The sequence below is a fragment of the Candidatus Nanosynsacchari sp. TM7_ANC_38.39_G1_1 genome (genome assembly GCF_004138385.1).
Genome location: NZ_PQNZ01000029.1, coordinates 1 through 10,140, shown reverse-complemented (window position 1 = coordinate 10,140; position 10,140 = coordinate 1). Strand labels below are relative to the sequence as shown.

General features: G+C 42.7%; 10 protein-coding genes, 1 tRNA gene and 2 other RNA genes. 6 read left to right on the top strand and 7 right to left on the bottom strand.

The window, feature by feature from the left end; translation table 11 throughout:
• Nucleotides 1–1,065 precede the first annotated feature (1,065 nt).
• Nucleotides 1,066–1,461: a transfer-messenger RNA gene (ssrA, locus tag G1ANC_RS02620) on the bottom strand.
• Nucleotides 1,462–1,532: 71 nt separating this feature from the next.
• On the opposite strand from ssrA, the gene G1ANC_RS02615 reads away from it, so the two are divergent.
• The 4 genes from G1ANC_RS02615 (at nt 1,533) to rplT (ending at nt 4,183) form a co-directional block, all read left to right on the top strand.
• Nucleotides 1,533–3,047 carry a YifB family Mg chelatase-like AAA ATPase gene (locus G1ANC_RS02615; protein ID WP_164997986.1) on the top strand — a complete coding sequence of 505 codons (1,515 nt, stop codon included), beginning with the start codon at nt 1,533–1,535 and terminating at the stop codon, nt 3,045–3,047.
• Nucleotides 3,048–3,131: 84 nt separating this feature from the next.
• Complete coding sequence (infC, locus tag G1ANC_RS02610) at nt 3,132–3,638, top strand: translation initiation factor IF-3 (RefSeq protein ID WP_129693470.1); 507 nt, start codon at nt 3,132–3,134, stop codon at nt 3,636–3,638.
• Nucleotides 3,638–3,832 carry a 50S ribosomal protein L35 gene (rpmI, locus tag G1ANC_RS02605; RefSeq protein WP_129693469.1) on the top strand — a complete coding sequence of 65 codons (195 nt, stop codon included), beginning with the start codon at nt 3,638–3,640 and terminating at the stop codon, nt 3,830–3,832. Before infC ends, rpmI begins: the two co-directional genes overlap by 1 nt.
• A gap of 3 nt (nt 3,833–3,835) precedes the next feature.
• The gene (gene rplT, locus G1ANC_RS02600; RefSeq protein ID WP_129693468.1) at nt 3,836–4,183 is read left to right on the top strand and encodes a 50S ribosomal protein L20; all 348 of its coding nucleotides are present in this window, start codon (nt 3,836–3,838) and stop codon (nt 4,181–4,183) included.
• 58 nt (nt 4,184–4,241) lie between these two features.
• On the opposite strand, the gene rnpB is transcribed toward rplT, so the two are convergent.
• Both rnpB and G1ANC_RS02590 read right to left on the bottom strand, forming a co-directional pair.
• Nucleotides 4,242–4,602, bottom strand: an RNA gene (gene rnpB, locus G1ANC_RS02595) — RNase P RNA component class A.
• Nucleotides 4,603–4,775: 173 nt separating this feature from the next.
• Nucleotides 4,776–5,393, bottom strand: a complete 618-nt coding sequence (locus G1ANC_RS02590; protein ID WP_206660716.1) for a site-2 protease family protein — start codon at nt 5,391–5,393, stop codon at nt 4,776–4,778.
• Nucleotides 5,394–5,518: 125 nt separating this feature from the next.
• Between G1ANC_RS02590 and rpmB the strand changes: the two genes are divergently transcribed.
• Nucleotides 5,519–5,719 carry a 50S ribosomal protein L28 gene (rpmB, locus tag G1ANC_RS02585; RefSeq protein ID WP_129693472.1) on the top strand — a complete coding sequence of 67 codons (201 nt, stop codon included), beginning with the start codon at nt 5,519–5,521 and terminating at the stop codon, nt 5,717–5,719.
• 58 nt (nt 5,720–5,777) lie between these two features.
• Here rpmB and G1ANC_RS02580 read toward each other — a convergent pair whose 3' ends face one another.
• Genes G1ANC_RS02580 through thrS form a run of 4 tightly spaced genes read right to left on the bottom strand, consistent with a single transcriptional unit; the run spans nt 5,778 to nt 9,824 of the window.
• On the bottom strand, nt 5,778–6,416 hold the full coding sequence (locus G1ANC_RS02580) for an MBL fold metallo-hydrolase (protein WP_129693466.1): 639 nt from the start codon (nt 6,414–6,416) through the stop codon (nt 5,778–5,780).
• Between the two features lie 20 nt (nt 6,417–6,436).
• The gene (locus tag G1ANC_RS02575; protein WP_129693465.1) at nt 6,437–7,048 is read right to left on the bottom strand and encodes a transcriptional regulator; all 612 of its coding nucleotides are present in this window, start codon (nt 7,046–7,048) and stop codon (nt 6,437–6,439) included.
• A 32-nt stretch (nt 7,049–7,080) separates the two neighbouring features.
• Nucleotides 7,081–8,010: a tRNA (adenosine(37)-N6)-dimethylallyltransferase MiaA gene (locus G1ANC_RS02570; protein WP_129693464.1), complete on the bottom strand. Its 930-nt coding sequence runs from the start codon at nt 8,008–8,010 to the stop codon at nt 7,081–7,083.
• The gene (thrS, locus tag G1ANC_RS02565) at nt 8,010–9,824 is read right to left on the bottom strand and encodes a threonine--tRNA ligase (RefSeq protein WP_129693463.1); all 1,815 of its coding nucleotides are present in this window, start codon (nt 9,822–9,824) and stop codon (nt 8,010–8,012) included. Before thrS ends, G1ANC_RS02570 begins: the two co-directional genes overlap by 1 nt.
• Before the next feature lie 239 nt (nt 9,825–10,063).
• Here thrS and G1ANC_RS02560 point away from each other — a divergent pair.
• Nucleotides 10,064–10,140: transfer RNA gene (locus tag G1ANC_RS02560), tRNA-Val, on the top strand.

Below are 10,140 nucleotides of genomic sequence, written 5' to 3'. Positions count from 1 at the left end.
ACTTTAGATCATATCGAATTTAAAAAATACAACACTACATCAGGCTCTACACTGCGAATTTAACTTATAACAAACGGCTATCTACGGTATATTTATACAAACTATTTTTCATTAAAATTCATTGCACTATTTGTGTTCAAAGATCCTTTATATAATTAACGTTTATATAAAACTAAGCAAAATCTTCAGTATATTTTATGACATCCGAAATGCGACAACTATACATACAGCATGGCAAAAATTATATCAATATCATAAAAGGCCGGTGTTCACGCGATGAAGAAAATCTACTTATATAATCTGTCCTGCAATGTACTGTATGTACCGTACGTATAGTAAAACAATCCAGCAACGAACCAGAATCAGAAACAACCCAGCATATCGATCTATGTACACGTAATACCTACTGGGCTAATAGCGCCAATGACCGATCTCTAACCGTCAAACTTCGTCGGCCAAAAACAGTCACCGCCAGTTTCAGTATCGCCTTCTATAACTTGTCTATGAAGCCGGAAGAGCTTGGCCTGAGCCTCCTTAGCCAATCGCTAACATTTGGACACGATAAGCATAGAATTATTTTTATTTTGCCGACGCCACATTTATGCTGCCAGCACCAGCTTAAGGTGCAGATTTCCTTGCCTCCGCATTCCTTACACGTTAGACCTCCCTGCACCATACGATAAAATTTCTGGTGATAATTCTGTTAAGCTATTCACCAGAAACAGCCCTCTCTACATTCAGTCGTTAGTTGCTAACCGATATTTACAGAATTACAAATCAACATATCTATCGTATCGTTTCAAGGCATAAAACACATTTATTTGCTCTAATTATCCCGTTATCTAGTGTGGTATTTTTTACCTAGCAATCTTGCTAAAAAACATTGACACAAGCAGATTTTCACATTACTATAGAGATAGTTCCTGAATAAAAAAATTATACAGGAACCAGAAATAAACACTTCAGAAAACTCCACAACCATTAGAATGACTACTACTCGCAGGTAGTCATTCTTTTTTATCGCATAAATCAAAAAGAGCCCGAAAGGCTCTACAGCAAACGATGTGGTGGAGCTGCCGGGTACTGCCCCCGGGTCCGCAGAGTAACCTGTTGTTTGTCTACGCACATAGTCTAACTCGTTAAATAATCGCTTATCCGCTCAAAGCTAGACAAACATACGAACTAGCGATCTGCTTAAAATCTTAATTAATGATATAGCAGAAATATCAATTAACCGATCTTGCTAGATACGACACACCTAGCCTATAGCAAGAGTCTAGGCGGATGCGGCTGCCAGTAATATTACGCAGCTAGCGCAAAGGCTGTCTGCCGTGGCATCAATGATGCAACAAACGCCTTCGCTTTGTTTGCAAATTTTGCAACTATTAATTCTGATAACGTCAGAAGTCGGTACGCAAAACAACCTGTTAAATTCTCTACGTCGAACGCTATATCAGCCCCGCGTTACTCTTGACATTATATCACTTATTTACATCATCCGTATAGTATGATTAACTTTTAACTATATGGTCATGGCATCAACCGCTAAAATCCTTACGGTTTCACCCGTTGGATACGATGGCAGTATCGTAGAAGTAGAAAGTGACATATCAAATGGGCTGCCTAGTATACGCATAGTTGGTCTCGGTAATAAATCAATCGACGAATCTAAAGAACGAGTCCGCAGCGCCATCGTCAATTCTGGCCTAGAATACCCAACTAAACGTATCACCATCAACCTTGCGCCTGCCGAAATTCCAAAGGAAGGTACACATTATGACCTACCTATCGCCTTGTCTATCTTGTTATCAGCCGGACAACTCCGCGAACAGGATGTTGCAAATTCTATATTCGCTGGCGAGCTAGCGCTCAACGGAGACATCCGCCCCACTAGCGGCGCTATCAATATCGCCGAAACCGCAAAAAAATCTGGTATTAATACTATATACTTACCCTCTAATAACGCTAATCAAGCGTCTCTCGTAGGCGGCATAAATATCATACCTGTAGATAATATCAAGCAGCTTTACCTGCATTTAAAGAAAGAAAAAATCATCACCAAGGATGCTGTTTGTCCGCACATTTATTTAGAAGAAAGCGAGCCCAACAAACAAACCCTGCTCGATGAAGTGGCTGGTCAAGAACAAGCAAAACGCGCCCTCATAATCGCAGCGGCAGGACATCATAATATATTGTTATCCGGACCTCCAGGAGCCGGAAAATCAATGCTAGCAAAAACCCTACCTAACCTACTACCTCCGCTCTCGCCTGAAGAAATGTTAGCGGCTACAAAAATATACAGCATAGAGGGTTCCTCGACAGAATCTATTATCCGTCAGCGTCCGTTTCGTTCCCCACATCACACAGCTAGCCAGACATCGCTTATCGGCGGCGGATCAAGTCCGAAACCTGGCGAGATTAGCCTAGCGCACCTAGGAGTACTTTACTTAGATGAAATACCTGAGTTTTCGCATTCGTCTATTGAAGCCCTGAGACAACCCCTGGAAGACAAGAAAGTCACTATTACCAGATCGCGTATGCGTGCCACCTACCCCGCCAACTTTATGCTGGTTGCTACCATGAACCCTTGTCCTTGCGGGTATTTTGGCGATCAAACCAAAGAATGCTCCTGCACTCCAGCGCAAATAGCTAATTATCAACGCAAACTATCGGGTCCGCTTATGGATAGAATTGATTTAGTCGTACACGTCTCACGCGTACCGAACAGTACATTGTCTTCGTATAATTCGTTGTCTTGTAAACAACATAAAACTGCATCAAACTTGATTCAGAGTGCCCTCAATATCCAATCAATAAGATACAACTGTAGCGATAAATACAACAGCAACTTAACAAATAGAGAAATAAATACATTTGCTAAACTTGATGATAAATCAAAAAATATGTTGTCACAGGCTTCGGATAAACTGAGCTTGAGCCCACGCAGCTATTTCAAAATCATCCGTGTCGCCCGCACTATTGCAGATCTAGACAATAGCGCCAAAATACAAGCTGCACATATCGCAGAAGCTCTCCAATACCGATAACGAGCTTGATTTATTATCGGTAATTTGTTACCATGTACAGCGAGTATAGACTCAGTAAAACAACTGTTCTAAAGGAGAACTACGATTAATAATTCAACTCGCATAAATAACGCTATCCGCAGCAATGAGCTTCGCGTGATCGGGGCTGATGGTAAGCAGCTTGGCGTTATGTCTTTAAGAGAAGCTCTAGATATTGCACAAAAAGCAGGCGTTGATTTAGTAGAAATATCGCCTAAAGCTAACCCTCCTGTAGCTAAGATTGTTGATTGGGGAAAATATCAATATCAGAAGATGAAGGAGCAGCAAAAAGCACGGCGCAATAATAAAGCCAACGAGCTAAAGCAAATGCGATTTGGTTTGAAAATCGGTAGTAACGATCTAGAGATCAAGCTGCGCAAAATACGCGCTTTCTTGTCGGACGGACATAAAGTAAAAATCCTTATTTTCTTCCGCGGTCGAGAAATAGCCCATAAAAACTTAGGTTATGACTTGATAGACAAGATGATGGAACAGCTAAAAGACGAAGCTACGCTCGAACAAAAACCAACGATGGCCGGGAGAAATCTCAGCATAGTAATAAGGAGTAAATAATGCCAAAAATGAAGACCCACAAGGGCACTGCTAAGCGCATAAAGCTAACCAGTACCGGCAAACTTACCCGTCGCCGCGCATTCGGGAACCACATGCTATCCAAAAAAAGCAAGTCGCGCAAGCGAAATATTAATACCAGCGCTATTATTAAAGGCGGCATAGCAAAAAACGTTAAGCGAGCATTGGGAGTCTAATATATGCGAGTCAAACGAGGAGTCGCCGCTTCGGCGAAACATAAGAAGACCTTAAAATTAGCCAAGGGAATGCAGCATAACCGTACCCGCAGCTTTCGCTTAGCTAAGCAGGCCGTGATTCGCGCCTTGCAGTACGCATATCGCGACCGCCGCAACAAAAAGCGCGATCTGCGCAGCCTGTGGATTACTCGTATCAATGCAGCTGCCCGCCAAAATGGCACAACCTACGGTAAATTGATAGCAGGTCTTCGCGCGACCAACATTGAAATCAACCGTAAGGTCCTCGCTGACCTAGCCGTCAACGAGCCGGAAGCTTTTTCTGAGATCGTCAAAGAAGCAACAAAGCAATAAAAGTTCTTCTACTTAGAACTTAAGCCTAATAAAAGACCGCGAGATCAACTAGCGGTCTTTTATTAGGCTATCTATAAGCCGGGTTCTGTTATCGGTAATCATCTATCTAGGCTACACATTGCTGCACAGCTCAAGCGGATGTTAGTATTATCAAGCGAACAACTTATGCGATAATACACCTTGCAGCTGGCAGGGTTTACCCTCCTTCTATGTCACCATAGTCGGCTACGGTCTCTTACACCGCTCTTTTCACCCTTACTATCAGTCATCGTACATTAAAGCAGATTTGAGATAGCGGTATCGTTTCTGTGGCACTTTCCCTAGAGTTACCTCTGGTCGCCGTTAGCGACTGCCATGTCCTACGCTGCCCGGACTTTCCTCTTGTTCTGCAAAGAACCAGCGATTACCCGATAGCCTAGCGTAATTATATCACAAAAAGCCTCCAGGCTAGCGACTGATATTCCCCGCTTATTGCAAGGTGGGTTCTCTCACAATATTCCCACGAGAATACTGCTGTTGAGATCCCTATCAATGATTTGTTAGGAAAATCATATACGCTGGTGCCTAAGAGGCTAATTATATTGTACCACGACTACCCGCCAAAAACGATAGAGAATCCTTTTAGTATGTTTACTATTATAAAGCTCATATAAGTAACTATTAACGAACCGCCAACCATAACTATGGCAAAGATTAATAAAACACCATATCTCTCTATGGTATCGAAAATACTCCTCACAAAGTCAGGAGCAAGCGCATACAGTACCCGCGATCCATCCAATGGTGGTATCGGAATTATATTGAAAGCAAAAAACCCTAAATTCACCATTGTAAAAGCCGTTAGTACAGAATTAAACAAAGAACCTGCCTCGGACTTAGAGACCACAAGTATCGCGTACGCTACAAACGCTAAAAAGAAGTTCACTAACGGACCGCTTATAGCTACCAATGCCACTCCAATCTCGCCATGCTTTATATTGCTTGGATTAAAAGGTACTGGTTTTGCACCACCAAAGATTGGCACGCTAGCCCCAGTTGTCATGTTTGTGATAATTATTATCATCGGCAGTAATATAGTCATATACGGATCTATATGTTTTATCGGATTCAAAGTTAATCTGCCAAAATCATACGCAGTTCGATCACCCAAACTATTTGCCACCAAGCCGTGAGCTAATTCATGCAACGTCATCGACACAAATATCACCACCAAAACAATAATTATATACAGAACATCCATCTAATTTATCATTGTACCAGCTCTTGACGAAGAATCAAAACCAGAGTATACTAGGACAGATTGATAATAACCGTAATTAAGAAGTGGAATCTACAATGGCAGCACGATGTGAGCTGACTGGCAAAGGCAAGCAGTTCGGAAACAAAGTAAGTTTCTCTCTGCAGCGCAATAAGCGAGTGTTCAAACCCAACCTTCAAAGAAAGACTTTCGTTGTTAATGGTAAAAAAATCACCATGGTACTTTCAACGAAGGCTATACGCACACTCAAGAAAAAAGGTATCATAGCTTCAGCCTAAGCCACAAAGTAAAATCCCCCTACAACAGGGGGATTTTATTATTTAACCTTAGACTATATTATCTCGTTCGCGACAATATATACGTCGTTAATACCGTTGGTAGCGAGGAGTCATTCTTTACTTTTAGTTTAGATACATTTTCGACAGGCGCACCCATTTCTTTAACAAAAACTTCGGCCGAATCCTGTGGCACTTCGTAAGATATACCGCTATCAGCATAATGTATCGGCACGACAACCTTCGGGCTAATAGTGCGGACCAGAGCCACGGCGCTCGTGGCGTCAAGCGTATAGCCAGATCCACCGACCGGAACTATTAGGATGTCTATCACTCCAAGACTTTCTAATTGATCATCGTTTAATTTTGGTTCAATGTTACCAATAACACCTATAGCAACATTACCGCATTCTACCCGATAAATTGTATCTAGTTTTTCATTGCTGCCGCTATCAAGATGTCGAACAGCAGCAATTCCTTTTATAACAAAATCTCCTATTTCGTATTCGCCAGGACCATTCACTACGAGCTTTGCACCATCCGCCTTAACAGCGAAGCGATCCTCGGTAGCAAGTTCAACGCAACCGGTAGTTTTGGCATCTTTTAGTCCAATCAACGACAATTTCGGATCTGTAATAATAGTAGTCTTTTTACCCGAAAGTACAATCGTGTTTCCGCCTTTGTATTCTATGTCAAACACTATTTTTTCCTCCTTCATTTCTATCGCTGCAGAATATTTTCACTATCTACTACAACTTCGTGTCTGCTTGATAATATATCATTAATGAACCTATCGTGCACGCTCAAGCGATAATAGAATTCGTCGTACAGCATTCTACTAAACGTTAGCTGCCTACCAACCTTTATTTCTATTCCATTTACTACATCCGCTACACGTTTAGATTCGACATTACCGACAATCAACAAATCAACCTTGCTCGCTGAACCGCGAACCAATGCGCCTGCTGCTATCACAATTTTTGCTTTAGGCAAAGCCGCCAGAGCAATTCGCCAATCGTCTGTCTCGCTACTAGCAGATTGTTTTGAAAATCTTTTTGGTTTTTGCTTGCTAACATCATTATTAGTAAAAATCTCTTTGAGCGGTTTGTAGTGAATGTAAGAGCGGTTAATCTCGTAATATAGTTTATTATCGTTTGTATTACTCAGCAGCACACCAGCATCAAGCATATTGGATAGCTCTCTGCGCACAGAATTTATCTGTTCGCCAATCAACCGCGTAATCTCGCGGACATAAAACGACTTTCCAGGATTGTTAAGAAAGAGATGCAGAAGTTTTACCCTCGTTTTTGAACCAAATAATGCGTCAATCATGCCGTAAACCCTTTAGTATAAGAGTATCATATCTAAGAGCTCTTATCTAGATTGTTCACGATGTAGGTCCATGCTTCATCAATGCTAAACCATTTAATATCCTTATTACGCCTCAGCCAAGTAAGCTGGCGCTTAGCCAATCGCCAATCTAGTACGCAAAGTTTTCGCTCAAGTTCAATCTCGTTAATTGTGCCATCTAGATATTGTTTGATAAGCGGATAGACATTCCCAGTCATTGCCTCGTTGTACCAGCCCCACTTCTCTGCCGCGCGTATAGCTTCATTTATTGTAGTATTGCTTACAATACTTTTTGCCCGCTCTTCAATTCTGCTTCTTAGGATGTCTCTGTCTGTTGTTATACCTACTAGTATAGTATTTGCAATTATTTTATCATTTTTGAGAGGATCTTCCCCCCTGCGTAAAATAGCGTTAATAATATGTCGCCTGTTTTTTATATTTTTCGGCAATTTAATGTTGTTTTTTTCGCAATGATATATAAGCTGTTCTAACGATTTATTCTCAAGTTTACGCCGTTCATCAAGATTGTTTGAACATGCCGTAAATTTAAAATCGTACAGTACGCTATCGATATACAAACCAGTACCGCCAGCTATAATCGGCAGATGCCCGCGTGAACGAATTTCGCTAATCTTTTGCTGAGCATACACCTTAAAATTTGCTGACGTAAACCTCTCTCCTGGATCGACCATATCAATGCCCCAATGCGGTATCCCTTGTTGTTCTTCAGACGTAGGTTTAGCTGTACCGATATCGAGTCCGCGATAAATTGCTCGCGAGTCAGCCGAGATGACCTCACCGTTAAATTTTTTAGCGATCCGAATCGCTAGCTCAGTTTTGCCGCTAGCAGTCGGACCAGCAATAACGACTAGCGGCAAATCTATTACGTCAGCTGCTGCTAGCAATTTATTATCGCGCTCAACAGCGGCAGCTAATTTTTTCATTATTGGATGCTCTGAATGTATTCAGCTAGTTGATCAATAGAAACCTGCTCCTCGCCCGCGCGAGTACGAACGCTAACGACACGTGCAGCCTTATCCTTTGGACCAACTATAATTTGTACTGGAATTTTTACAACAGTCGCCTCACGGATTTTTTTGCCTAACGACTCATTACGCGTATCTGCTGTGAATCTTACTTCGTTGTATTTTATAGGACGCATCAATACCTCTGTTTTTAGCACTGATGTAATTTCATCAACATAGTCATTTACTGTATCATTGACTGTAAGAATACGAACCTGTTCAGGTGCAATCCAGAATGGAAACCAGCCAGCCGTATGCTCAATGAACACGCTCAAAAAGCGTTCAATTGAACCAAGCAATGCACTGTGAATCATTACTGGACGCTCCGAATCGCCAGACTCATTTATGTATTCAAGGCCAAAACGTTCAGGCTGGACAAAGTCTAACTGCACTGTCGCAACCTGATGTTCTCGTCCAATCGCATCGGTCGCCATGAAGTCTATTTTTGGCCCATAGAAAGCTGCTTCGCCTTCCTGCTCAAAATAGTCAAGACCTTTAGCGACAACCGCAGCTTTGAGTTGCGATTGGGCTGATTGCCACAATTCTAACTCGCCCAAATAGCCTTCGCCATCGTCGCGGTAACTTAATCGCACGCGTAATTTCATACCAACGATATCGTACAATTCTTGCGCGCAAGCTAGCAAATTATTAATTTCTTGTTCAATTTGGTCAGGCCGGCAAAAGACGTGGCTATCGTCCTGAGTTAACGAACGCACGCGGCTCAAGCCGCCTAGTTCACCGGTTTTCTCGTCGCGGTAGTCGGTCGTTGTTTCTAAATAACGTATCGGCATCTCGCGATAACTGCGCGGCTGCGAGGCAAAAATCTGAGTATGATGCGGACAGTTCATCGGCTTGAGCGCCATCTTGTCGCTAGTCTCTTGGCTAGTTACCAAAAAAAGTTCGTCGCCAAATTTTGCCCAATGTCCTGATGCTTCGTATAAATCCTTCTTGGTGATATGCGGTGTCCAAACTTTCGTGAAACCGTATTTTTGGCGCAGCTCGTTCGATAACTGCGCTGCCTTTTCGCGCAGAACCGTACCGCGCGGCGTAAACAACGGCAAACCGATGCCAACAAGCGGTGACATAGTATAAAGATCAAGTTCTTTACCGAGCTTACGATGATCGCGCTTCTTTGCCTCTTCTAGCATATCCAAGTAACCGTCCAGTTCAGCTTGAGTCGCAAAAGCGACACCGTACAAACGCTGCATCTGCGGGTTGTTCTCATTACCGCGCCAATACGCACCAGCAACGCGCATTAACTTGAAAGCTCCGACCTTGCCAGTGCTTTCAACGTGACCGCCACGACATAAGTCAGTATAATCACCCTGCGAATACAATGATACAGTGTCAACCTTGCTTTCATTGTCGCTGGCAGAACCAAGCTTCTGGCCCGCTAGATCTTTCGCTATTGTCGTACCTGACCGTTTCAAGTCGTTAAGCAATTCAATTTTGTAAGGCTGATCGTTTTCTTTCGCCCAAGTTATCGCCTCATCAACCGGCACATCTTGACGCGTAAACGGCAGATCGCGTGCAATAATACTTCGCATTTCTTTCTCGATTCGGCTAAAATCATCCTCCGATATTTTTACATCACCAAGATCAATATCATAGTAAAAACCATTATCAATAGCTGGCCCAACACCGAATTTAGCCTGCGGCCATAAATGCTGCACCGCCTGCGCCATAATATGCGCTAGACTGTGCCGCATTGATTGTAATTGCTGTTCGTTCATAATGAACCTCCTTTTTAGAAAATATAAAAGCACGCAAGCGTTTTTACGCGCGTGCCTCGGTCCCAAAAACGGGAGGTTCCACCTTGGCTATTACTCTTGCTCCGACTTTTTACGTGCGCCGCAACCGCCAACACGAGACTCAAGAGGTGGTTAGACTCCGTCAACATCTACTTAGTATATTACTGGCTATTCTGTCATATTGCAATACGTAGTGATTTCTGCTACCATTAAGTGCAGTTGGGCGATTAGCTCATTTGGCTAGAGCGCTTCATTGACGTTGAAGAGGTGAGAGGTTCGAATCCTCTATTGCCCACCA